The 20,209-nt window shown below is 34.3% G+C and carries 34 protein-coding genes; 32 read left to right on the top strand and 2 right to left on the bottom strand.

The features are described from left to right. Nucleotides 1–88: 88 nt before the first annotated feature. Nucleotides 89–1,153, bottom strand: coding sequence for an ATP-binding protein (locus tag JJQ98_RS08020; protein WP_060661539.1), 1,065 nt, complete (start codon nt 1,151–1,153; stop codon nt 89–91). 181 nt (nt 1,154–1,334) lie between these two features. Between JJQ98_RS08020 and rpsJ the strand changes: the two genes are divergently transcribed. The 32 genes from rpsJ to JJQ98_RS07860 all read left to right on the top strand — a co-directional run bounded on the left by rpsJ (nt 1,335) and on the right by JJQ98_RS07860 (nt 17,859). Further along, the gene (gene rpsJ, locus JJQ98_RS08015) at nt 1,335–1,646 is read left to right on the top strand and encodes a 30S ribosomal protein S10 (protein WP_005022266.1); all 312 of its coding nucleotides are present in this window, start codon (nt 1,335–1,337) and stop codon (nt 1,644–1,646) included. Between the two features lie 9 nt (nt 1,647–1,655). Then, nucleotides 1,656–2,234 carry a 50S ribosomal protein L3 gene (gene rplC / locus JJQ98_RS08010; RefSeq protein ID WP_005022267.1) on the top strand — a complete coding sequence of 193 codons (579 nt, stop codon included), beginning with the start codon at nt 1,656–1,658 and terminating at the stop codon, nt 2,232–2,234. Then, on the top strand, nt 2,231–2,845 hold the full coding sequence (rplD, locus tag JJQ98_RS08005; RefSeq protein WP_005022268.1) for a 50S ribosomal protein L4: 615 nt from the start codon (nt 2,231–2,233) through the stop codon (nt 2,843–2,845). The genes rplC and rplD overlap by 4 nt, the downstream gene beginning before the upstream one ends. A gap of 1 nt (nt 2,846) precedes the next feature. Continuing rightward, entirely contained in the window at nt 2,847–3,128 is a 282-nt protein-coding gene (locus JJQ98_RS08000) for a 50S ribosomal protein L23 (RefSeq protein ID WP_005022270.1), read from the top strand. Nucleotides 3,129–3,138: 10 nt separating this feature from the next. Continuing rightward, the gene (gene rplB / locus JJQ98_RS07995) at nt 3,139–3,966 is read left to right on the top strand and encodes a 50S ribosomal protein L2 (RefSeq protein WP_005022271.1); all 828 of its coding nucleotides are present in this window, start codon (nt 3,139–3,141) and stop codon (nt 3,964–3,966) included. Nucleotides 3,967–3,975: 9 nt separating this feature from the next. Beyond that, nucleotides 3,976–4,257: a 30S ribosomal protein S19 gene (gene rpsS / locus JJQ98_RS07990; protein ID WP_005022272.1), complete on the top strand. Its 282-nt coding sequence runs from the start codon at nt 3,976–3,978 to the stop codon at nt 4,255–4,257. 10 nt (nt 4,258–4,267) lie between these two features. Further along, nucleotides 4,268–4,597, top strand: a complete 330-nt coding sequence (gene rplV, locus JJQ98_RS07985; RefSeq protein ID WP_005022273.1) for a 50S ribosomal protein L22 — start codon at nt 4,268–4,270, stop codon at nt 4,595–4,597. Further along, complete coding sequence (gene rpsC, locus JJQ98_RS07980; RefSeq protein WP_005022275.1) at nt 4,597–5,304, top strand: 30S ribosomal protein S3; 708 nt, start codon at nt 4,597–4,599, stop codon at nt 5,302–5,304. The genes rplV and rpsC overlap by 1 nt, the downstream gene beginning before the upstream one ends. 2 nt (nt 5,305–5,306) lie before the next feature. After that, nucleotides 5,307–5,732 (top strand): 50S ribosomal protein L16, encoded by a 426-nt coding sequence (gene rplP / locus JJQ98_RS07975; protein WP_005022276.1) that lies wholly within the window; start codon nt 5,307–5,309, stop codon nt 5,730–5,732. Beyond that, nucleotides 5,719–5,913, top strand: coding sequence for a 50S ribosomal protein L29 (rpmC, locus tag JJQ98_RS07970; RefSeq protein ID WP_040499965.1), 195 nt, complete (start codon nt 5,719–5,721; stop codon nt 5,911–5,913). Before rplP ends, rpmC begins: the two co-directional genes overlap by 14 nt. After that, complete coding sequence (rpsQ, locus tag JJQ98_RS07965) at nt 5,913–6,179, top strand: 30S ribosomal protein S17 (RefSeq protein WP_005022279.1); 267 nt, start codon at nt 5,913–5,915, stop codon at nt 6,177–6,179. Before rpmC ends, rpsQ begins: the two co-directional genes overlap by 1 nt. Then, entirely contained in the window at nt 6,176–6,544 is a 369-nt protein-coding gene (gene rplN / locus JJQ98_RS07960) for a 50S ribosomal protein L14 (RefSeq protein WP_005022281.1), read from the top strand. The genes rpsQ and rplN overlap by 4 nt, the downstream gene beginning before the upstream one ends. After that, the gene (gene rplX, locus JJQ98_RS07955) at nt 6,544–6,774 is read left to right on the top strand and encodes a 50S ribosomal protein L24 (protein WP_005022283.1); all 231 of its coding nucleotides are present in this window, start codon (nt 6,544–6,546) and stop codon (nt 6,772–6,774) included. Before rplN ends, rplX begins: the two co-directional genes overlap by 1 nt. Before the next feature lie 3 nt (nt 6,775–6,777). Beyond that, nucleotides 6,778–7,332 carry a 50S ribosomal protein L5 gene (rplE, locus tag JJQ98_RS07950; protein ID WP_005022285.1) on the top strand — a complete coding sequence of 185 codons (555 nt, stop codon included), beginning with the start codon at nt 6,778–6,780 and terminating at the stop codon, nt 7,330–7,332. Next, entirely contained in the window at nt 7,325–7,510 is a 186-nt protein-coding gene (locus tag JJQ98_RS07945; protein ID WP_006655282.1) for a type Z 30S ribosomal protein S14, read from the top strand. Before rplE ends, JJQ98_RS07945 begins: the two co-directional genes overlap by 8 nt. A gap of 9 nt (nt 7,511–7,519) precedes the next feature. Next, the gene (rpsH, locus tag JJQ98_RS07940; protein WP_005022287.1) at nt 7,520–7,915 is read left to right on the top strand and encodes a 30S ribosomal protein S8; all 396 of its coding nucleotides are present in this window, start codon (nt 7,520–7,522) and stop codon (nt 7,913–7,915) included. Nucleotides 7,916–7,925: 10 nt separating this feature from the next. Next, complete coding sequence (gene rplF, locus JJQ98_RS07935) at nt 7,926–8,462, top strand: 50S ribosomal protein L6 (RefSeq protein WP_005022288.1); 537 nt, start codon at nt 7,926–7,928, stop codon at nt 8,460–8,462. A gap of 10 nt (nt 8,463–8,472) precedes the next feature. Next, nucleotides 8,473–8,829: a 50S ribosomal protein L18 gene (rplR, locus tag JJQ98_RS07930; RefSeq protein ID WP_151105029.1), complete on the top strand. Its 357-nt coding sequence runs from the start codon at nt 8,473–8,475 to the stop codon at nt 8,827–8,829. An 8-nt stretch (nt 8,830–8,837) separates the two neighbouring features. Next, nucleotides 8,838–9,278, top strand: a complete 441-nt coding sequence (rpsE, locus tag JJQ98_RS07925) for a 30S ribosomal protein S5 (RefSeq protein ID WP_005022292.1) — start codon at nt 8,838–8,840, stop codon at nt 9,276–9,278. 9 nt (nt 9,279–9,287) lie between these two features. Next, nucleotides 9,288–9,689, top strand: a complete 402-nt coding sequence (gene rplO, locus JJQ98_RS07920; RefSeq protein WP_151105030.1) for a 50S ribosomal protein L15 — start codon at nt 9,288–9,290, stop codon at nt 9,687–9,689. Then, a complete protein-coding gene (gene secY, locus JJQ98_RS07915) occupies nt 9,689–10,948 on the top strand; it encodes a preprotein translocase subunit SecY (protein ID WP_005022295.1) in 1,260 nt (419 codons plus the stop codon). Before rplO ends, secY begins: the two co-directional genes overlap by 1 nt. Beyond that, the gene (gene map / locus JJQ98_RS07910; protein WP_060663053.1) at nt 10,948–11,706 is read left to right on the top strand and encodes a type I methionyl aminopeptidase; all 759 of its coding nucleotides are present in this window, start codon (nt 10,948–10,950) and stop codon (nt 11,704–11,706) included. Before secY ends, map begins: the two co-directional genes overlap by 1 nt. Before the next feature lie 4 nt (nt 11,707–11,710). Continuing rightward, nucleotides 11,711–11,929 carry a translation initiation factor IF-1 gene (gene infA, locus JJQ98_RS07905; RefSeq protein ID WP_005022297.1) on the top strand — a complete coding sequence of 73 codons (219 nt, stop codon included), beginning with the start codon at nt 11,711–11,713 and terminating at the stop codon, nt 11,927–11,929. Between the two features lie 234 nt (nt 11,930–12,163). Further along, a complete protein-coding gene (rpmJ, locus tag JJQ98_RS07900) occupies nt 12,164–12,277 on the top strand; it encodes a 50S ribosomal protein L36 (protein WP_005022299.1) in 114 nt (37 codons plus the stop codon). Nucleotides 12,278–12,287: 10 nt separating this feature from the next. Beyond that, a complete protein-coding gene (rpsM, locus tag JJQ98_RS07895; RefSeq protein WP_005022300.1) occupies nt 12,288–12,656 on the top strand; it encodes a 30S ribosomal protein S13 in 369 nt (122 codons plus the stop codon). 10 nt (nt 12,657–12,666) lie between these two features. After that, nucleotides 12,667–13,059: a 30S ribosomal protein S11 gene (rpsK, locus tag JJQ98_RS07890; RefSeq protein WP_005022301.1), complete on the top strand. Its 393-nt coding sequence runs from the start codon at nt 12,667–12,669 to the stop codon at nt 13,057–13,059. A 9-nt stretch (nt 13,060–13,068) separates the two neighbouring features. After that, on the top strand, nt 13,069–13,695 hold the full coding sequence (gene rpsD, locus JJQ98_RS07885) for a 30S ribosomal protein S4 (protein ID WP_005022302.1): 627 nt from the start codon (nt 13,069–13,071) through the stop codon (nt 13,693–13,695). A gap of 18 nt (nt 13,696–13,713) precedes the next feature. Next, nucleotides 13,714–14,703, top strand: a complete 990-nt coding sequence (locus JJQ98_RS07880) for a DNA-directed RNA polymerase subunit alpha (RefSeq protein WP_005022304.1) — start codon at nt 13,714–13,716, stop codon at nt 14,701–14,703. Between the two features lie 17 nt (nt 14,704–14,720). Then, nucleotides 14,721–15,071, top strand: coding sequence for a 50S ribosomal protein L17 (gene rplQ / locus JJQ98_RS07875; protein ID WP_005022305.1), 351 nt, complete (start codon nt 14,721–14,723; stop codon nt 15,069–15,071). Nucleotides 15,072–15,262: 191 nt separating this feature from the next. Further along, on the top strand, nt 15,263–15,766 hold the full coding sequence (gene petA / locus JJQ98_RS07870) for a ubiquinol-cytochrome c reductase iron-sulfur subunit (RefSeq protein ID WP_005022306.1): 504 nt from the start codon (nt 15,263–15,265) through the stop codon (nt 15,764–15,766). Between the two features lie 9 nt (nt 15,767–15,775). Further along, the gene (locus tag JJQ98_RS07865; protein WP_060663054.1) at nt 15,776–17,005 is read left to right on the top strand and encodes a cytochrome b; all 1,230 of its coding nucleotides are present in this window, start codon (nt 15,776–15,778) and stop codon (nt 17,003–17,005) included. Nucleotides 17,006–17,016: 11 nt separating this feature from the next. Continuing rightward, nucleotides 17,017–17,859: a c-type cytochrome gene (locus JJQ98_RS07860; protein WP_040499970.1), complete on the top strand. Its 843-nt coding sequence runs from the start codon at nt 17,017–17,019 to the stop codon at nt 17,857–17,859. Between the two features lie 13 nt (nt 17,860–17,872). On the opposite strand, the gene hypF is transcribed toward JJQ98_RS07860, so the two are convergent. After that, nucleotides 17,873–20,185 (bottom strand): carbamoyltransferase HypF, encoded by a 2,313-nt coding sequence (hypF, locus tag JJQ98_RS07855; protein WP_151105031.1) that lies wholly within the window; start codon nt 20,183–20,185, stop codon nt 17,873–17,875. Nucleotides 20,186–20,209 lie beyond the last annotated feature (24 nt).

Below are 20,209 nucleotides of genomic sequence, written 5' to 3'. Positions count from 1 at the left end.
TGCAAATGGAGTTCAATCTCATGCAGGGTATATTAGATTAGGAGTGTGGTGGTAGAACACTCACTCTTAAAGTGAGAGTATAGAGAAATTAGGAAAGTGAGTTTTGCAGTGCAAAATCATAAAAGGGTGAGAGTGTATAGGGGGTTCCTAGATTTTCACCTTGTCCTTTTTGGTTTAGGGTGATGATTAAGAATTTTTCGCAATATTCTCTTTCTTTGATGATTTTGTGGAGCTTTTGTTCGAGGGAATGTTGCTGAATGAAAGGCAAACATAGAATCCCCAAAGAAACTTGAGGCAAATAAAAATCAAGCTTATCGGTAAAAAAAATGTCTTGTTTGAAATGGTAAAGCAATTCTAAAAATACCATATTTTCAAAGAGGGAAGAAAAGTTTTTGTCATAACTTACCGCATTTTTAAGTGTAAAATCATAAAAATAAAGTTTTTTGGGAGAGAGATTGTGTTCAAACTTTTCAAGCCAAAAAAGTATTTTGCTATCTTGTAAAAATTTTGCATATTCGTAGAATCTATCTTTTGAGATTTTGCCTTCCTTTTTTAGCTTTGTGTATATTTGGTGCAATGAAACTTTAAGCCCTAGATTTTGAGCGAGATTTTTGAGAATCCAAAAATGAATATTGTCATTGGCTAGAAATTTGAGAAATTCTCCCTTTTTGTAATCATTGAGTGATTCTGCTTCAAAAAGATTCCCATATTTGAGATAATTATTAAAAGAGTCTTGAATATTTGGCTTGTGGATTTGCTGGTATTCATAAAAAGTAATGGGGGGAAGTTCAAAGATTGAATAATTTGTAATTTGGTGTGGAATATCGCTAATTAGCGTAATTTTGGGTAGGTTTGGGAGTTTGAAAGAGGGCATATAAGAATCAACAATCAAAATTTCTACTTTTTCTTTTTGGCAAAAAGATTCTAAATCATCGAAATCTTTATTTGGATTGATTTTGGAATCTTTTAGATTGATATACATTTTTTTGAGATTTTTAAATTCGGCTTGTTGGTAGTATTGTAAAACAAAATTTGTTTTGCCGATGTTTTTTGCACCATAAATAAGGTTTAAATCTTTGAGCTTTATATCTACTTTTCTATGGATTTTAGCAATATTTTTGGGATAAGATTCTAAGATTTTTTCTAAAACCATAAAAATTTCCTTGATATTTTGTAGGATTTGAATGATGAAATTTTATAACTTTCCTTTTTAAAAGGAAATAAATTGCAAAAATTCATTGTAAAGTATTATCAAAATAAAAACTTTTGAAGTATAATTTCGACTTCCAAAAATATTACATTGGCTAGCCAATGAGTTCTTTGAAGGAAAAATTATGGAAAAAATTAGACTTAAGTTAAAAGCGTATGATCACCGCGTTCTTGATAGGTCAGTTGTTTCAATCGTGGAAGCTGTAAAAAGAACAGGTGCAGAGATTCGTGGTCCTATTCCACTTCCAACTAAAAAAAGACGATATACAGTCTTAAAATCTCCTCATATCAATAAAGATTCAAGAGAACAATTTGAAATTCGTGTTCATTGTAGAGTTATTGATATTGTTTCGGCAACTCCAGAAACAGTGGATAGTTTGACAAAATTAGATATGGCACCAGAAGTGGATGTAGAAGTCCGCTCAATGGGTAAATAAGGGGTATAAATGGAATTTTTAGTAGAAAAAATCGGAATGAGTAGAACCGTTGCTAAACCAAGCATACCTGTAACATTATTAAAAGTTAAAAACGCAAAAGTTTGTGAAGTTTTAGAGGGTGGAAAAGCTCTAGTGGCTTATCACCAAGGAAAGTCAATTAATAAATCTATTGCAGGGCAACAAAAAAAGTATAATCTTGATAAAGAATACAATAAGTTTGCTACACTTGAAGTAAATAATACAGAAGCAGGCGATTTGGATTTATCAGTATTAGAAAATGCAAAAAGAGCAAAAGTTTCTTTTAATACAAAAGGTAGAGGCTTTAGCGGTGTTATGAAAAGATGGAATTTCCAAGGTGGTCCGGGTGCGCATGGTAGTAGATTCCACAGGGCACCGGGTTCTATCGGAAATCGTGAGTGGCCGGGTCGTGTTCAGCCGGGTAAAAAAATGGCAGGACATTATGGGAATGAAAAAGTAACCGTTCAAAATGAAATCATCTCTTTTGATAAAGAGCATGGTGTGCTTGTATTGAAAGGTTCTGTTCCCGGATTTAATGGTGCATTTGGTAAGTTAAAGGTTGTAAAATGAGTAAAGCAATTATTTTAGATAAAGAATTGAAAAAGAGCGGTGAAGCACAATTGCCCGAAAGCTATAAAAGTATCAATTCACATAATCTCTATCTTTATATCAAATCATTCTTGGCTTCTATGCGTGCAAATAACGCAATGGCAAAAACTCGTGGTAGAGTTAGCGGAGGAGGCAAGAAGCCTTGGAGTCAAAAAGGTGGTGGTAGAGCAAGAGCGGGTAGTATCACTTCTCCGGTATTTGTTGGCGGGGGTGTTTCTCATGGTCCTAGCAATAATAGAAACTACAATTTAAAAGTAAATAAAAAGCAAAAAAAACTTGCTTTGCAATATGCTTTGCAAGAAAAAGCGGATAATGGTAGTTTGTTTATTGTAGATAAAATCCAAATACCAAGTGGCAAAACAAAAGATGCTTATACAATGTTTAAAACATTAAATCAAAGAAATATTTTATTTGTTTCTGAAATGTTTGATGAGAAAACTTATTTTGCATTTAGAAATCTTAAAGAATGCTATTTGATTGATGGAGCTGAATTAAATGCTTATTTGGCAGCTACATTTAGGGCTGTTGTGATTGAAAAAGCACTTTTTGAAGCTATCACGAAAGAAGGTTAAAATGGCGAGTATTACAGATATTAAAACAATTATGTATACAGAGAAATCTTTAAAATTACAAGAGCAAAATGTGCTTGTAGTGCAAACTTCTCCAAAATTGAGCAAAACACAATTAAAAGAAGTTTTTAAAGAGTATTTTGGTGTAACTCCACTTTCAATCAATTCTTTACGACAAGAAGGAAAAGTGAAAAGATTCCGTGGCGTTATTGGTAAAAGAAATGACTTCAAGAAGTTTTTTGTGAAACTTCCAGAAGGTGCAAAAATTGAATCATTGGCAGTTTAAGGGGTAAATAATGGCAATTAAAACTTATAAACCATACACTCCAAGTAGAAGATTTATGAGCAATCTAAGCTCAGAAAATATTACTGCTAAAGCTAGTGTAAGAAAATTGTTAGTAAAACTACCTGTTCATGCAGGTCGCAATAATAATGGTAGAATCACAAGCAGACACAAAGAAGGTGGTGCTAAAAAACTTTATAGAATTATTGATTTTAAGCGTAATAAATTTAATATCGAAGGTAAAGTTAGCACAATTGAATATGATCCATATAGAAATTGTAGAATAGCGTTAGTTACCTATAAAGATGGAGATAAAAGATACATTATTCAGCCAAGTGGTTTGAAAGTAGGTGATATAGTGCTTTCAGCAGAAGGTGGATTAGATATTCGTTTGGGTTATGCAATGAAGCTTAAAAATATTCCTATTGGAACAGTGGTGCATAATATTGAAATGTATCCCGGTAGAGGCGGGCAACTTGCAAGAAGTGCAGGAGCAAGCGCACAACTTATGGGAAGAGAAGGCAAATATTCAATTATTAGAATGCCAAGTGGAGAAATGCGATATATTTTAGGCGAATGTATGGCGACTATCGGAACTGTTGGTAATGAAGATTTTGCTAATATTAATATCGGTAAAGCAGGTCGCAATAGACATTTGGGTATTCGTCCTCAAACAAGAGGTTCAGCGATGAACCCAGTAGATCACCCACATGGTGGTGGTGAAGGTAAAACTGGTTCTAGTGGGCATCCTGTATCTCCATGGGGTATGCCAGCAAAAGGTTATAAAACAAGAAGAAAGAAAGCAAGCGATAAGCTTATTATTTCAAGAAGAAAAAAATAAGGAAAGTAAATGGCTAGATCGATAAAAAAAGGTCCTTTTGTTGATGAACATTTGATGAAAAAAGTCATCAAAGCAAAAGAGACAAAAGACAATAAACCAATTAAAACATGGTCCCGTAGAAGCACAATTATTCCTGAGATGATTGGATTTACTTTTAATGTGCATAATGGTAGAGCTTTCGTTCCTGTTTATGTAACAGAAAACCATGTTGGCTATAAGTTGGGTGAGTTTGCACCTACAAGAACCTTCAAAGGGCACAAAGGAAGTGTCCAAAAGAAAATCGGTAAGTAAGGAGTGAAAAATGAGTAAAGCATTATTACGATACATTCGCCTTTCGCCGACTAAAGCAAGATTGATTGCAAGAGAGGTTCAAGGAATGAATGCTGAATTAGCGATTGCGTCTTTGGAATTTATGCCAAATAAAGCTGCAAAGATTATTTCTAAAGTGATTGCATCAGCAGTTGCAAATGGGGGTTATGAGGCTGAAAATGTTGTTGTTTCATCTTGCAGAGTAGATGCAGGTCCTGTGCTTAGACGTTTTACACCACGAGCAAGAGGTAGAGCAACTCCAGTAAGAAAACCTACTTCACATATTTTTGTAGAAGTAGCACAAAAAAGTAAGGATAAGTAATGGGTCAAAAAGTTAATCCTATTGGTCTAAGACTTGGTATAAATAGAAATTGGGAATCAAGATGGTTTCCTGCATTTACAACTGCACCACAGAATATTGCAGAAGATTACAAAATTAGAAAGTTTTTGAAAAAAGAGCTTTATTATGCAGGTGTAAGTGATATTTTGATTGAAAGAACAGCAAGGAAAGTTAGAGTTACTGTTGTCGCAGCAAGACCGGGTATTATTATCGGTAAAAAAGGTGCAGATGTTGAGAAGCTAAAAGAATCTCTTAAGAAAATTGTGAATAAAGATATTTTCTTAAATATTAAAGAGGTTAAAAAACCTCAAAGCAATGCTCAACTCTCCGCTGAAAGTGTTGCAACTCAGCTTGAAAGACGCGTAGCATTCCGCCGTGCAATGAAAAAAGTTATGCAAGGCGCTATGAAATCTGGTGCAAAAGGTATTAAGGTTAAAGTTTCTGGGCGTTTAGCAGGTGCTGAAATGGCAAGAACTGAATGGTATATGGAAGGTAGAATACCTCTTCATACATTAAGAGCTAAAATCGATTATGGTTTTGCAGAAGCTTTAACAACTTATGGAAACATTGGTGTAAAAGTTTGGATTTTTAAAGGTGAAGTTCTCCAAAAGGGAATCCAAGCTGAAAAGCAGCAAGAAGAGGGCGAAGCAAAAACAAATCGTCCAACTAGAAAGAGAAGGGGGCAATAACTATGCTAATGCCAAAGAAAACAAAATACAGAAAACAAATGAAGGGAAGAAATAGAGGAAAAGCATTCCGTGGAACTTCTCTTGCATTTGGTGAATTTGGAATCAAAGCAATTGAGCATGGAAGAATTGATTCAAGACAAATCGAAGCAGCGCGTATTGCGATGACTCGTGCGACAAAAAGAACCGGTATGGTTTGGATTAGAGTATTCCCTGATAAACCTCTTACTGCAAAACCTCTTGAAACTCGTATGGGTAAAGGTAAAGGTGCAGTAGAGAAATGGGTTATGAATATTAAGCCCGGTAGAATCATCTATGAAATGGGTAGTGTTGATGAAGCATTAGCAAGAAGCGCATTAGCACTTGCACAGAGCAAACTCCCTTTTAAAACAAAAATTGTAACAAGAGAGGGTGAGAATGAAATATACTGAAATTAATGAAAAAAATACTCAAGAGTTAAAAGAACTCTTAAAAGAAAAAGAAACTGCGTTGTTTGAGTTGAATTTAAAACTTAGAACAATGCAACAAACTAATACAAGCGAAATAAGAGCAACAAGAAAAGATATTGCAAGAATCAAAACTGCTCTTAATGCAAAAGGGAGGGCTGAATAATGAGTAGTGTTCAACCACATAAAAGAATTATCTCTGGAAAAGTTGTTACAAAAGCTGGAGATAAAAGCGTAACAATTTTAGTTGAAAGACGCGTTATCCATCCAAAGTATAGAAAAATTGTAAAAAGATTCAAAAAATACATTATACATGATGAAAATAATAGCGTAAAAGTAGGAGATGTGATTGAGGCAATTGAGTGCAAGCCAATCTCAAAAAGAAAAGCCTTTACACTCCACAAAGTAGTATCTGTGGGAGTTGAATTATGATTCAAAGTTTTACAAGATTGAATGTTGCTGATAATAGTGGCGCAAAAGAAATAATGTGCATTAAGGTTTTAGGTGGAAGTAAAAGACGCTACGCAACTGTGGGCGATGTGATTGTAGCTTCTGTCAAAAAAGCTCTTCCTAGTGGAAAAGTGAAAAAAGGTCAAGTAGTAAAAGCTGTAGTAGTAAGAACAAAAAAAGAGATTCATCGTGAAGATGGTGCTTTGATTCGTTTTGATGATAATGCAGCAGTGATCTTAGATAGCAAGAAAGAACCTATCGGGACACGTATTTTTGGTCCTGTTGGTAGAGAAATTCGTTATGCTAATTTTATGAAAATCGTATCATTAGCACCGGAGGTGTTGTAATGACTAAATTTAAAATTAAAAAAGGTGATATGGTAGAAGTTATCACAGGTGATGATAAAGGCAAAAAAGCAAAAGTTTTGCAAGTATTGCCTAAGAAATCTCAAGTGATTGTAGAAGGTTGTAAAATGGCTAAAAAAGCAGTAAAACCAAGTGAAAAAAATCCAAAAGGTGGTTTTATTAGCAAAGAAATGCCTATTCATATTTCAAATGTTAAAAAAGCGGAGGATTAATCTATGTATCAATTAAAAGCCGCATATAAAAATGAAATTAGGGCAAAACTTGCAGAGGAATTAGGTATCAAAAATCCTATGCTTTTGCCAAAGTTGGAAAAAATTGTGATTAGTGTTGGTGCAGGTATGCATGCAAAAGATACTAAAATTATGCAAAATATTGCAGATACAATTTCTTTGATTGCTGGACAAAAATCAGTGATTACAAGTGCGAAAAAGTCAGTTGCTGGTTTTAAAATGCGTGAGGGAATGCCAATGGGTGTTAAGGTTACCTTAAGAGGAAACCAAATGTATAACTTTTTGGAAAAACTCATTGTGATTGCATTGCCAAGAGTAAAAGACTTTAGAGGGATTCCACGCAATGGTTTTGATGGGAGAGGAAATTATAGCTTTGGTGTAAATGAGCAATTAATTTTCCCAGAAGTTGTGTATGATGATATTATGGTAAGTCATGGTATGAATATCACTTTTGTTACTTCAGCAAAAACTGATAAAGAGGCATTGAAGCTCTTAGAACTTTTTGGCTTACCTTTTGCAAAAGGAAGAACAAATGGCTAAAAAATCTATGATTGCAAAGGCTAATAGAAAGCCTAAATTTAAAGTAAGAGCTTATACAAGATGTTCAATTTGTGGGAGACCACATTCTGTTTATAGGGATTTTGGTATTTGCCGTGTTTGCCTCCGTAAAATGGGAAATGAAGGCTTGATACCGGGACTTAGAAAAGCAAGCTGGTAAGGGGAAAAAATGGTAAATGATATTATTGCAGATTCATTGACAAGAATTAGAAATGCAAGTATGAGGAGATTAGATACTACAACTTTATACTATGCTAAAATTGTAGTTTCTATTTTAGAAGTTTTTCAAGCAAAAGGTTTCATTGAAGGCTATAAAGTCATTGAAAAAGACAAAAAACAATTCATTAATGTTGTTTTGAAATACGATGAAAAGGGTCGTTCAGTTATCAATGAGATTGCAAGGATTTCTAAACCCGGAAGACGCGTTTATAAGGCTAGAAATGAATTAAAACGCTTCAAAAATGGATATGGAACTATTGTTGTAAGCACAAGCAAAGGCGTGATTGCTAATGATGATGCTTATAAGGCAAATGTAGGCGGGGAAGCCCTCTGCAGTATTTGGTAGGAGTATAATAATGTCAAGAGTTGGTAAAAAACCTATTAGCATTCCAAGTAGTGTTCAAGTAAGCATTGAAGGGAGCAAAATAGTTTTTAAGGGTGGAAAAATTACAAAAGAATTAGAAACTTATGGGCGTGTTGGAATTGATTTTAAAGACAACGAATTAAGTTTTTCTTTGAGTGGAGATAATGCACAAGCTAGAGCTTATTGGGGAACTTATAGAGCTTTAGCAAATAACATTGTTGTGGGATTAACAGAAGGTTTCACAAAGCAATTAGAGATTAATGGTGTTGGTTATAAAGCAGCAGTAAAAGGCAAAGTTTTAGAGCTTGCACTTGGATTCTCTCACCCTATTAACTATGACATTCCAGAGGGTATTGAGATTGCAGTAGATAAGAATCTCGTGATTATTAAAGGTGCTGATAAACAACAAGTTGGGCAAATTGCAGCAGAAATTAGGGAGTTTAGACCACCTGAACCTTATAAGGGTAAGGGTGTGAAATATGTTGATGAACGCATTATCCGCAAAGCTGGAAAAACTTCTAAAAAATAAGGATTAAGCAATGACAGATAAAATTATTAGAAGAAAAAGAATCTTGAGAATTAAAAGAAAGCTAAGAATCCGTGCAAGAGTTTTTGGAGATGCGACAACTCCAAGATTGAGTATTTTTCGCTCAAATAGATATTTCTATGCACAAGTTATTGATGATGTAAAAGGTATTACTTTAGCTAGTGTTGATGGCAAAAAAATGGGATTAAAAAATAATAAAGAAGATGTTAAGAAAATCGCATCTACTTTGGCTCAATCGCTTAAAAAAATCAATGTAGAAAAAGTTATTTTTGATAGAAATGGATATTTGTATCACGGCGTTGTTGCAAGTTTTGCTGACTCTCTACGCGAGAATGGAATTAGTCTATAGGGGATAATATGGAAATCAATAGAGAAGATTTTAAAGAAGTCGTTGTAAATATTGGGCGTGTAACAAAGGTAGTAAAAGGTGGGCGTAGATTCCGCTTTAATGCCTTGGTGGTAATTGGCAATAAAGAAGGCTTGGTAGGATTTGGACTTGGAAAAGCTAAAGAGGTGCCAGATGCAGTTAAAAAAGCGATTGATGATGCCTTTAAAAATATTGTAAAAGTTAATATTAAAGGCACAACAATTGCTCATGATGTTCAACAAAAATATAATTCTAGTATTATTTTGTTGAAGCCTGCAAGTGAGGGAACAGGTGTAATTGCTGGTGGTTCTGTGCGTCCGGTTTTGGAAATGGCAGGTATCAAAGATATTTTGACAAAGTCATTGGGTTCTAACAATCCATATAATGTAGTAAGAGCCACAATTGATGCACTTTCTAAAGTAAAGGCATAAGGAGATTTTATGGCATTAGAAAATTTAGTACCCGCAAAAGGTAGTGTAAAAAAAATTAAAAGAGTAGGACGAGGTCAAGGAAGTGGTATGGGTAAAACTTCCACAAGAGGTGGAAAGGGACAAACCGCAAGAACTGGTTCTAAGCAAAAAAGAGGATTTGAAGGTGGGCAACAGCCTTTGCAAAGACGATTGCCTAAAGTTGGTTTTACAAGTAGAGTGGTAAAACCATATGTGATTAATGTGGAATTGATTAAAGCAGTTTCTACATTAGAAGAAATCACTTTTGAAAGTATTAGAAGTGTGCATAAATTTCCTGCTTATACAACCAAAATTAAGCTTATTGGCGGAAGTGCAAAGAATCTTGTAGCTAAAATCAAAGATGAAAGAATCACAACAAGTGGAACAAAATAATGAATAAGGCTATCGTCAATAAAATTCTCATTACACTAGGCTTTCTTTTAGCCTATCGTGTGTTGGCGTATATTCCGGTTCCCGGAGTAGATACAGCTGTCATTAAAACTTTTTTTGATAATAATGCTTCAAATGCTTTAGGGCTATTTAATATGTTTAGCGGAAATGCTGTGGAGCGTTTAAGTATCATTTCTCTAGGTATTATGCCTTATATTACAGCTTCTATTATTATGGAGCTTTTAGCGGCTACTTTTCCAAATTTGGCAAAAATGAAAAAAGAGCGTGATGGAATGCAAAAATATATGCAAATTATCCGTTATAGCACTGTGGTAATCACTTTGATTCAAGCTGTGGGTGTTTCTATTGGCTTAAAAAGCCTTGGGACAGGTGCTAATGGTGCTATTATGATAGATATGAATATTTTTATTGCAATTTCAGCATTTTCTATGCTTTGTGGGACTATGCTACTAATGTGGATTGGTGAGCAAATTACACAACGAGGCGTTGGAAATGGTATTAGTTTAATTATCTTTGCTGGTATTGTATCGGGTATTCCAAGTGCAATTGCAGGAACTTTCAATTTGGTGAATACAAATCAAATTAGTTGGTTGGTTTTATTGTTTATTGCTGCAATTATTATCATTACCGTTGCTTGTATTATTTTTGTTGAGCTTGGTGAAAGAAGGATACCTATTTCTTATTCAAGAAAAGTGGTAATGCAAAACCAAGATAAGAGAATTATGAACTATATTCCAATCAAAATGAATCTTAGTGGAGTAATCCCTCCGATTTTTGCTTCTGCTATTTTAATGTTTCCAAGCACAATTTTGCAAGCTTCTTCCAATAGCGTTATTATGCAAATTGCAGATTATCTTAATCCAAATGGATATTTGTATAATGTTTTAATGTTTTTATTTGTTATATTTTTTGCTTATTTTTATGCTTCTATTGTTTTTAATGCAAAAGATATTTCCGAAAATCTTAAGCGTCAAGGTGGATTTATACCGGGTATTCGTCCCGGAGAGGGAACGGCGAATTTTCTAACAGAAGTTGCTAATAAATTAACACTTTGGGGATCTTTGTATCTAGCATTAATTGCGACTTTGCCATGGGTTTTGGTAAAAGCTTCAGGGGTTCCATTTTATTTTGGTGGAACGGCTGTGTTAATTGTTGTGCAGGTTGCTGTAGATACAATGCGTAAAATTGAAGCACAAATTTATATGAATAAATATAAAACATTGAGTGCAGTGGGTCTATAATGTCAATTGCCATTAGGAAACCTGCAGAAATAGAATCCCTAAGGAAAGCCAATAGGATTGTTGCTAAGACTTTGAATCATCTAAAGGCTAATATCAAGCCGGGTCTTACGCTAAAAGAAGTTGATAAAATGGGAGAGGATTTTATCCTTTCTCAAGGGGGAATACCTGCCTTTAAAGGTTTATATGGATTTAGTGGCTCTGTTTGCATTTCTGTTAATGAAGTCATTATCCATGGAATCCCTACGGATTACGCTTTGAAAGAAGGGGATATTGTAGGGCTTGATTTGGGTGTGAATCTTAATGGTTGGTATGGAGATAGTGCCATCACTTGTGGAGTTGGTAATATTTCACAAGAGAATCAAAGATTAATTGCTTGTGCTAAAGATTCACTTCATTTTGCAATTTCTCAAATTAAAGTAGGTATGCACTTTAAAGAATTGAGTTATTTAATAGAGCAATTTATTTTGGATTATGGGTATGTGCCTTTGCGTGGTTTTTGCGGTCATGGAATCGGCAAAAAACCTCATGAAGAACCAGAAATCCCAAACTATTTAGAGGGTAATAATCCTAAGCAGGGCTATAAAATCAAGGAAGGTATGGTTTTTTGTATTGAGCCGATGATTTGTCAAAAAAGTGGAGAACCAAAAATATTAGAAGATGATTGGAGTGTAGTTTCAGTAGATGGGCTAAATGGTAGTCATTATGAACATACAGTGGCAATTATCAATGGCAAAGCAGAAATTTTATCAAAGGAATAGTTAAATGGCAAAAGATGATGTGATTGAGATTGATGGAATTGTCAAAGAAGCATTACCAAATGCAACTTTTCGCGTTGAATTGGAAAATGGGCATATTATTTTGTGTCATATTGCAGGAAGAATGCGAATGAATTACATTAAGATTTTGCAAGGGGACAAAGTAAAAATAGAACTCACTCCTTATAGTTTGGATAAAGGTAGAATTACTTTTAGATATAAGTAGTTTTTAATGAGTTTTTTTATACAATATGCCCTTTATTGCAAAAATTGCATAGTCGTTTAGGTGATGAATAAGCCTTGGGAGGACTATAAACTCAATGTCTAATAGTTTTATTAGGAAGCAATGAAATTCAATTTTGGTTTTTATTGCAATTCAAAAAGGTGATAGTTTTAGAGTGATTCTAAAAATTATGTAAAAAGTATTTGAATCTTCAAATATTAAAGTTAGGAGTAAGCTATGAAAGTCAGACCTTCTGTAAAGAAAATGTGTGACAAATGCAAGGTTATTAAGAGAAAAGGCGTGATTCGAGTGATTTGCGAGAATCCAAAACATAAACAAAGACAAGGATAAAGGAAAAATAATGGCGAGAATTGCTGGTGTTGATTTACCCAAAAAAAAGAGAATTGAATATGCTTTAACTTATATTTATGGTATTGGTTTAAAAGCATCAAGAGATATTTTAAATGCTGTAAATATCTCTTATGACAAAAGGGTTCAAGACCTTGGTGAAGATGAAGTTTCTGCTATTGCTAAAGAAATTCAAGCTCATCATATCGTAGAGGGTGATTTGCGCAAAAAAGTTACAATGGACATTAAAGCACTTATGGATTTAGGTAACTATCGTGGATTACGACATAGAAAAGGCTTACCTGTTCGCGGACAAACAACAAAAAATAATGCAAGAACGCGAAAAGGCAAAAGAAAAACCGTTGGTAGTGCATCAAAATAAGGGGTGAATAATGGCTAAAAGAAATGTAACAAAAAAAAGGGTTGTCAAAAAGAATATTGCAAGAGGTATTATTCATATCTCAGCTGCTTTTAACAATACAAGCGTAACTATCACAGATGAAATGGGAAATGTAATTTGTTGGAGTACAGCAGGTGCATTAGGTTTTAAGGGAAGTAAAAAATCTACTCCTTATGCAGCACAACAAGCGGTTGAAGATGCAGTTTCAAAAGCAAAAGAACATGGTATCAAAGAGCTTGGTGTTAAGATTCAAGGTCCGGGAAGCGGTAGAGAGACTGCTGTTAAGAGTCTTGGAAGCATTGAAGGTATTAAAGTATTGTGGTTTAAAGATGTTACTCCATTGCCACATAATGGTTGCCGCCCACCAAAAAGAAGAAGAGTGTAAGGAGAGAGAATGGCAAGATATAGAGGTCCAGTAGAAAAGATTGAAAGAAGATTTGGTGTTAGTCTTGCACTAAAAGGTGAAAGAAGGCTAGCAGGTAAGAGTGCATTAGATAAGCGTCCTTATGGTCCTGGACAACATGGACAAAGAAGAGGTAAAATCTCTGAATATGGAATCCAACTCCGCGAAAAACAAAAAGCGAGAATGATGTATGGTGTTTCTGAAAAACAATTCCGTTCTATATTTGTGGAAGCTAATCGATTGGAAGGAAATACAGGGGAAAACCTCATTAAGCTTATTGAAAGAAGATTAGATAATGTAGTTTATAGAATGGGATTTGCCACTACAAGAAGATTTGCAAGACAATTGGTAGTGCATGGACATATTTTGGTAGATGGTAAGAGATTGAATATCCCTTCTGCTTTTGTTAATGCAGGGCAAAAAATTGAAATTTGTGAAAAAACCAAAAAGAATCCTCAAATTCAAAGAGCTATCGAGCTTACAAAGCAAACAGGTATTGTTCCTTGGGTTGATGTGGATCAAGAAAAGGTATTTGGTATTTTTACGAGATTGCCAGAAAGAGAAGAGGTTGTAATACCTATAGAAGAAAGACTCATCGTTGAGTTGTATTCTAAGTAATAGGTAGAGGATATTCGTATGAAAAGTATTAAAACTTCTCCTCATATTCCAACAAAAATAGAAGTTAGAGAAACAGGAAATAATAAAGTACAAATCACAGCATATCCATTTGAAAATGGTTATGCTATTACTTTGGCTCATCCTCTAAGACGATTATTGTTGGGTAGTTCAGTTGGTTTTGCTCCTATTGCTTTGAGAATCTCTGGTGTTGCACATGAATTTGATTCTGTGCGTGGAGTGGTAGAAGATGTTTCGCAATTTATAGTAAATCTCAAAGCCATTCGTTTTAGAATCAAAGACAATAGTGATAATGTGAGTGTAGATTATAAATTTAATGGTTCAAAAGTGATTACGGGTGCAGATTTGTCAAATGAGTTAGTAGAGGTTGTAACGCCTGATATTCATTTGGCAACTATTAATGAAGATGCAACTTTGGCTTTTTCTATTATTATTTATAAGGGTATTGGTTATGTGCCAAGTGAAGAGATACGCGCAAGCGTGCCAGAAGGATTCATGCCTCTTGATGCGTATTTTACTCCTGTAACAAGTGCTACTTATACAACTGAGAATATGTTGTTAGAAGATGATCCAAATTATGAGAAAATTATTTTTGATATTCAAACAGATGGACAAGTGGATCCTTTGACAGCTTTTAAAAATGCTTTGAGTGTGATGCATAAACAAATGTCCATTTTTAATAGTGAATTGAATATTGAAATGCCAGAAACTACTGTATCTGAGGAAGAGCGTCCAGAATTAAAAGTTTTATCGCAGACTATTGATAGTTTGAATTTTAGTGCTAGATGTTTTAATTGTTTGGATAGATCTGGAATTCGGTATTTGGGTGAATTGGTTTTATTAAATGAAGACCAAATTAAAAATATTAAGAATTTAGGTAAAAAATCTTTAGATGAAATTACTGCAAAGCTTGATGAGCTAGGTTATCCTGTAAATAGAGAAATTCCAGAGGATTTACTCCAAATTCTTAAGAAAAAATTTTCTAATTAATTAAAAAAGGGATAAAAATGAGACATGGACATGGATATAGAAAGCTTGGTAGGACTTCTTCCCACAGAAAAGCTTTATTAAAAAATTTATCAATTGCATTGATAGCAAATGGAAAAATTGAAACAACACTTCCAAAAGCAAAAGAATTGCAAAGTTATTTTGAAAAACTTTTAACAAAAGCTAGAGCAAATGATGCTATGGCACATCGTTTAGTTTTTTCACATTTGCAACATAAAGAATCTGTTAAAAAGCTTGTCAAAGAAATAGCTCCTAAATATGCAAATAAAAATGGGGGTTATACAAGAATCATCAAAACTAGATTAAGAGTTGGTGATGCTGCTTTGATGGCTATTATTGAATTAGTTTAGTGGACAATAAGTTTTTACTTATTGCCCTTCCTTCTTTACTCTTCTTTTTACTTTTAGATAAATTTAAAATATTTTTTACTTTATTTCTCAAAATTTTATTAAATCTTACTAAAAATTAAAGTTTTCGTATGATAGAATACAAGGTTTTAAATAATCAAAACTAAATTTATTTTATAAATAGGAGGAAATAGATGGCAGAGAATGTCAATCGTCGAGATTTCCTTGGTATGACGCTTGGAGCTGTTGCTGTTGTTGGTGTTGGTGCATCACTTGTGGCAATGAAGTCTTCTTGGGATCCTTTACCAAGTGTAGTTTCTGCTGGTTTTACAACCATTGATTTGAGTAGTATGCAAGAAGGTGAATATAGACAAGTTGAATATAGAGGAACGCCTGTATATGTGATTAAAAAAACTGCAGAAATGAAAAAATGCGAAGAAAGAGATGTCGTTGTAGGGAATGCGGATTATAGCTTAGGGATTCAAATTTGTACTCATTTAGGCTGTATTCCTTCTTATGATTCTAATACAACAGAGTTTCATTGTGCCTGTCATGGTGGAAGATTTGATGCATGTGGTAGGAATATTTTTGGACCGCCTCCAACTCCAATGGCAATCCCACCTTTTAAAATTGATGGTGATAAGCTTGTTTTGGGAGAAGAAGGTCCAGAGTATTTGAAATTAGTAGGCAAAGCATAGGGGGGTTTGATGGCACAAATAGAAAAAGCAAATGGTATTATTGATTGGTTGGATCAAAGACTTGCCATAAAGCCTTTGATGAAAGTTTTGATGACAGAATATTGGATACCAAAAAATATTAATTTTTTGTGGGCAATGGGTGTTGTTTTGGTGGTATTATTTACTCTTTTGGTGATTTCTGGATTATTTTTGTTGATGTATTATAAGCCAGATACCAAACTTGCTTTTGATAGTGTAAATTATACGATTATGCAGGAAGTGAAATATGGTTGGCTTTGGAGACATTTGCATGCAGTGAGCGCTTCTGTTTGTTTCTTGATCATTTATATCCATATGTTTGTAGCAATTTATTATGGCTCTTATAAACGCGGTAGAGAAATGATTTGGATTACCGGTATGGTTTTATTTGGCTTGTTTTCTGCAGAAGCATTTAGTGGATATATGTTGCCTTGGGGACAAATGAGTTATTGGGCTGCTGCGGTTATTACGAATCTTTTTGGTGGAATACCTGTGATTGGACCAGATTTGGTAGTGTGGATTAGAGGTAACTTCATTGTAGCAGATGCAACCTTGACAAGATTTTTTATGTTACATGTCGTGTTGTTGCCGGTAGTGATTATGCTTGTGATTGCTGTGCATTTCTATTCTTTAAGAATCCCTCATGTCAATAACGCTTATGGAGAAGAGATTGATTTTGAAAAAGAAGCGGAGAAATTCAAAGCAGGAAACAAAAAAGAATCTAAAGTCATTCCTTTTTGGCCGATGTTTTTGTCCAAAGACTTTTTTGTAGCAAGTTTTTTCTTAGCAATATTATTCTATTTGACTTGCTATCATTTTAATTTTGCTCTTGATCCAATTAACTTTGATCCAGCAGATCACTTAAAAACTCCTCCACACATTTATCCAGAGTGGTATTTCTTATGGAGTTATGAGATTTTAAGAGGATTTTTCTTTAGTGCAGATTTGGGTTTAATAGCATTTGGTATAGCAAATATTATTTTTATTCTTTTGCCTTGGCTAGATAGAAGTAAAGTCGTTGCTCCTGCACATAAAAGACCGGCATTTATGATATGGTTTTGGTTGTTGGTAATAGATATGATTATTTTGACAATTTGGGGTAAATTGCCTCCAACAGGAATTAATGCTTATATTGGCTTTGTGGTAACCATTATATTTTTCCTTTTATTGTTTGTAGTATTGCCTATTATTACAAAACTTGAAGATAAAAAGAATAGTTAAGGAGAGTGGGAATGAAAGAGTTCTTAGCATTAATTGTTGTTGTTGTGATTACAGGAGTTATTTATTGGGGTGTCGAACCATTTGCTCATGGGCAAATGTATCCAAAAGTATCCCCAGCAGATTATACTTATGCGGACTTGAAGCCCCTTGAAGCACAAGGTGGAAATGCTGCAAATGGGAAAGAGATTGTAACTGCAAATTGTTTGGCATGCCATTCTATTAAAGCAGAAGGTTTGGAAATGCCATTTTCTCCAGAAGATGCTTTGGCGGCTTATGGGGTAGTTCCACCAGATCTTTCAAGTGCTGGATTAATCTATGATAAAAACTTTTTGGGGAATGTGATTAAAGATGTTGCATTAGCCACAAAACAAACACATAAGTTTGATGGCAACCATCCAATGCCTGCGTATAATTGGATGAGTGATCAAGAGATTGCTGATATTGTGGCGTATTTGCAAAGTATTGCACCAAAAGAGTTAAGCAATAAAGAAGTTTTTATTGATGCTTGTGGAAGATGCCATGATGTCAAATATGATCAATGGTTTGCTCAAGGTGGATTAAAAACTTATTTGGGGACAAAGGTTCCTGATTTGTCTATGATGATTAGAAGTAGAAATTTGGAGTATTTGCATACTTTTATCAATGATCCACAAAAAAGATTGGCTGGTACTGCAATGCCTAGAGTTGGTTTGACACAACAAGCAGAAGATCAAGTGATTGCTTATATGGAAAGTGTAGGCGATAGCAAAAAGGCTGAAAGAGAGTCTTTGGGGTGGAAGCTTGTCGTCTTTATGGTTGTTATGGGTGTAATTGCTTACTTGTGGAAACGCAAAATATGGCATGATGCTCATTAAATTATTTAAAGGGCTAGCAAGATTCTTTGCTAGTCTTTAATTGCATATAATAGGCTTGTCCAAAGCTGATTCCTCCATCGTTACAAGGTATCTCTTGATTTAAAAATACTTTTTTATTTTTTAGAATCTGCAATGTGAGTTGAGTTAAAACTGCATTTTGGAAACAGCCACCACTTAGCGCAATAGTTTCATATTGATTTGCAATGTGTTTAATGATATTTGCAAGGGTGAAATGAAAGTTCAAAGCAATATTTTCTATGGGAATGTGGTTTTGTAAATCATAGTAGATTTCTTGTATCATAGTATCCCATAAAATAATATTTTTCTTGATTGCAAAGGAATAAGAGATAGCTTGAATTTTGTTTTTTTGTGCTTTATAGGCAAGCGATTCTAAAAGCATTCCGCCTTCGCCCTCATAACTTGTTTTTTGGGTGAGATTGCATAAAGATGCCACCATATCAAAGATTCTACCCACAGAATTACAAGTATAATTTTGTGTATTTTGGTGTTGCTTATAAAAGAAAGTTAAAATATCTTTTCCATAGTCTTTTTTGAGGCTTTCTAAGAGGGGTAGTTTTAGGGTTTTGTAATGTTCTTTAAAGGCGACAAAAAGAGCCTCTATGCCGAGTCTTCTAATGTCTTTAATAGCTACTTCCCCGCCTAGAAGATAAAAGGGCGCAAAAGAGGCGATTCTCTGAAAAGTGAGAGGTTTTTTGGAGTTATAAAACAAAAATTCTCCCCCCCAAATATTGCCATCTAATCCATACCCTGTGCCATCAAAAATAACTCCTAACACTTCTGAAGAAATACGATTTTCTGCAATATTGGATAAAAGATGTGCAAAATGATGTTGAATGAAATGAGTATTTTTATTAGGCAAAAGTTCTTTGTAGGCGTAATTTGGGTGTAAATCCGCACAAAATGTATCAATTTTGGCTTGGTATTGTTGGGTAAATAAATTGAGATTTTGTTTGAAATTTAAAAAAGATTCAAGATTATTTAAATCTCCCAAATGCGGGCTTAATAGAAGTTTATTGTGGAATTTTAGACAGAATGTAGATTTTTGTTGCGCTCCAAGGGCGATGAAGTTTTTTTGTGTATGGGGTGCAGAGAATGGAATATCAGAGAGATACCCTCTAGCACGCCTTAGAATCTGTGTTTTTTTGTTTAAAATTCGGATAAGGCTATCATCAATGGGGTTAAAAATATCGCGATTATAAAGTAAAACTCCATCGCAAATCCCTTGTAATTTTTGTGTGATAGTGTAGAAATCTTTGATAATTGGCTCGCCACTAATGTTTGCACTTGTAAAAATCAATGGAAATTCAATTTCATTGAAAATAAGATAATGCAAGGGGGCATAAGGTAAAATAATCCCTAAAGTAGCTAGATTTGGAGCAATAAGGTGTAAAGGTAGTTTGGTTTTTGTCTTGGCATAGCTTAGCACTATGGGGGCAATCTGTGAGGTAAGCAAGTCTTTTTCTTTTTTATTAAGTGAGGCAAAACTCATTGCCATTTTTAGGTCTTTGCACATAATGGCAAAGGGTTTTTTGGGGCGATTTTTTCTATCTCTTAAAATCTGTATTGATTCTTGGTTTGTAGCATCGCAGATTAGTGCATATCCTCCTATCCCCTTTAATGCTAAAATTTTTCCATTTTTTAGGGCTGCAATGGCATTTTTGATAGGATTTGGTGTAGTCTTTAAAAAAGGAATAATTTGGGAGTCCAAAAGAGGTTTGTCATTATAATTAAGATGGGTTGTAAAAAAAACTTGTGGTCCGCAATTTGGGCAGCAATTAATCTCAGAATGGAATCGACGCGAATTGCTGTTTGTGTATTCTTGCTGGCATATTTCACACATCTTGAAATTTGCCATAGCGGTGTTTTGTCTATCATAGGGTAGGGAGTGAATGAGACTATATCGTCCGCCACAATTGGTGCAGCTTATAAAAGGATAAAGAAATCGCCTATCTTTTGGATTAAAAAGCTCATTGATACATTCTTGGCATAGTGCAAGATCTGCTGGTATAGTGGCGGTTTTAATGGAATGTGTTTGACTTTTTTGGATTTCAAAATCAGAAAAAATCTTTTTATTGGAAATCTTTTTTTGAGTAATAGAAGTGATTTTTGCAGCACTTGGAGGATTTTTTAGCTCTTTTAGGAAGTTTTGAATGGATTCTTGGTTGCCTTGTATGAGGATTTTTACGCCTTGATTGTTATTTAAAACATAGCCTTTTAGGAAATATTTTGTAGCAATTTTATAGACAAAAGGGCGGAATCCTACCCCTTGAATAGTTCCTGTGAGATTTAAAATATAAGTTTGCATAATATTCCTTATAAAAAGTGCAAA

Source organism: Helicobacter pullorum NCTC 12824 (genome assembly GCF_017979475.1).
In the GTDB taxonomy this organism is placed as follows: Bacteria; Campylobacterota; Campylobacteria; order Campylobacterales; family Helicobacteraceae; genus Helicobacter_D; species Helicobacter_D pullorum.
The sequence above is the reverse complement of the archived record's forward strand: the minus strand, read 5'-3'. Positions and strand labels throughout refer to the sequence as shown.

Excerpts from the sequence above, each read along its gene's own strand:
- JJQ98_RS08020 (WP_060661539.1), bottom strand. The coding sequence starts at position 1,153 with ATGGTTTTAGAAAAAATCTTAGAATCTTATCCCAAAAATATTGCTAAA.
- rpsJ (WP_005022266.1), top strand. The coding sequence starts at position 1,335 with ATGGAAAAAATTAGACTTAAGTTAAAAGCGTATGATCACCGCGTTCTT.
- rplC (WP_005022267.1), top strand. The coding sequence starts at position 1,656 with ATGGAATTTTTAGTAGAAAAAATCGGAATGAGTAGAACCGTTGCTAAA.
- rplD (WP_005022268.1), top strand. The coding sequence starts at position 2,231 with ATGAGTAAAGCAATTATTTTAGATAAAGAATTGAAAAAGAGCGGTGAA.
- JJQ98_RS08000 (WP_005022270.1), top strand. The coding sequence starts at position 2,847 with ATGGCGAGTATTACAGATATTAAAACAATTATGTATACAGAGAAATCT.
- rplB (WP_005022271.1), top strand. The coding sequence starts at position 3,139 with ATGGCAATTAAAACTTATAAACCATACACTCCAAGTAGAAGATTTATG.
- rpsS (WP_005022272.1), top strand. The coding sequence starts at position 3,976 with ATGGCTAGATCGATAAAAAAAGGTCCTTTTGTTGATGAACATTTGATG.
- rplV (WP_005022273.1), top strand. The coding sequence starts at position 4,268 with ATGAGTAAAGCATTATTACGATACATTCGCCTTTCGCCGACTAAAGCA.
- rpsC (WP_005022275.1), top strand. The coding sequence starts at position 4,597 with ATGGGTCAAAAAGTTAATCCTATTGGTCTAAGACTTGGTATAAATAGA.
- rplP (WP_005022276.1), top strand. The coding sequence starts at position 5,307 with ATGCTAATGCCAAAGAAAACAAAATACAGAAAACAAATGAAGGGAAGA.
- rpmC (WP_040499965.1), top strand. The coding sequence starts at position 5,719 with ATGAAATATACTGAAATTAATGAAAAAAATACTCAAGAGTTAAAAGAA.
- rpsQ (WP_005022279.1), top strand. The coding sequence starts at position 5,913 with ATGAGTAGTGTTCAACCACATAAAAGAATTATCTCTGGAAAAGTTGTT.
- rplN (WP_005022281.1), top strand. The coding sequence starts at position 6,176 with ATGATTCAAAGTTTTACAAGATTGAATGTTGCTGATAATAGTGGCGCA.
- rplX (WP_005022283.1), top strand. The coding sequence starts at position 6,544 with ATGACTAAATTTAAAATTAAAAAAGGTGATATGGTAGAAGTTATCACA.
- rplE (WP_005022285.1), top strand. The coding sequence starts at position 6,778 with ATGTATCAATTAAAAGCCGCATATAAAAATGAAATTAGGGCAAAACTT.
- JJQ98_RS07945 (WP_006655282.1), top strand. The coding sequence starts at position 7,325 with ATGGCTAAAAAATCTATGATTGCAAAGGCTAATAGAAAGCCTAAATTT.
- rpsH (WP_005022287.1), top strand. The coding sequence starts at position 7,520 with ATGGTAAATGATATTATTGCAGATTCATTGACAAGAATTAGAAATGCA.
- rplF (WP_005022288.1), top strand. The coding sequence starts at position 7,926 with ATGTCAAGAGTTGGTAAAAAACCTATTAGCATTCCAAGTAGTGTTCAA.
- rplR (WP_151105029.1), top strand. The coding sequence starts at position 8,473 with ATGACAGATAAAATTATTAGAAGAAAAAGAATCTTGAGAATTAAAAGA.
- rpsE (WP_005022292.1), top strand. The coding sequence starts at position 8,838 with ATGGAAATCAATAGAGAAGATTTTAAAGAAGTCGTTGTAAATATTGGG.
- rplO (WP_151105030.1), top strand. The coding sequence starts at position 9,288 with ATGGCATTAGAAAATTTAGTACCCGCAAAAGGTAGTGTAAAAAAAATT.
- secY (WP_005022295.1), top strand. The coding sequence starts at position 9,689 with ATGAATAAGGCTATCGTCAATAAAATTCTCATTACACTAGGCTTTCTT.
- map (WP_060663053.1), top strand. The coding sequence starts at position 10,948 with ATGTCAATTGCCATTAGGAAACCTGCAGAAATAGAATCCCTAAGGAAA.
- infA (WP_005022297.1), top strand. The coding sequence starts at position 11,711 with ATGGCAAAAGATGATGTGATTGAGATTGATGGAATTGTCAAAGAAGCA.
- rpmJ (WP_005022299.1), top strand. The coding sequence starts at position 12,164 with ATGAAAGTCAGACCTTCTGTAAAGAAAATGTGTGACAAATGCAAGGTT.
- rpsM (WP_005022300.1), top strand. The coding sequence starts at position 12,288 with ATGGCGAGAATTGCTGGTGTTGATTTACCCAAAAAAAAGAGAATTGAA.
- rpsK (WP_005022301.1), top strand. The coding sequence starts at position 12,667 with ATGGCTAAAAGAAATGTAACAAAAAAAAGGGTTGTCAAAAAGAATATT.
- rpsD (WP_005022302.1), top strand. The coding sequence starts at position 13,069 with ATGGCAAGATATAGAGGTCCAGTAGAAAAGATTGAAAGAAGATTTGGT.
- JJQ98_RS07880 (WP_005022304.1), top strand. The coding sequence starts at position 13,714 with ATGAAAAGTATTAAAACTTCTCCTCATATTCCAACAAAAATAGAAGTT.
- rplQ (WP_005022305.1), top strand. The coding sequence starts at position 14,721 with ATGAGACATGGACATGGATATAGAAAGCTTGGTAGGACTTCTTCCCAC.
- petA (WP_005022306.1), top strand. The coding sequence starts at position 15,263 with ATGGCAGAGAATGTCAATCGTCGAGATTTCCTTGGTATGACGCTTGGA.
- JJQ98_RS07865 (WP_060663054.1), top strand. The coding sequence starts at position 15,776 with ATGGCACAAATAGAAAAAGCAAATGGTATTATTGATTGGTTGGATCAA.
- JJQ98_RS07860 (WP_040499970.1), top strand. The coding sequence starts at position 17,017 with ATGAAAGAGTTCTTAGCATTAATTGTTGTTGTTGTGATTACAGGAGTT.
- hypF (WP_151105031.1), bottom strand. The coding sequence starts at position 20,185 with ATGCAAACTTATATTTTAAATCTCACAGGAACTATTCAAGGGGTAGGA.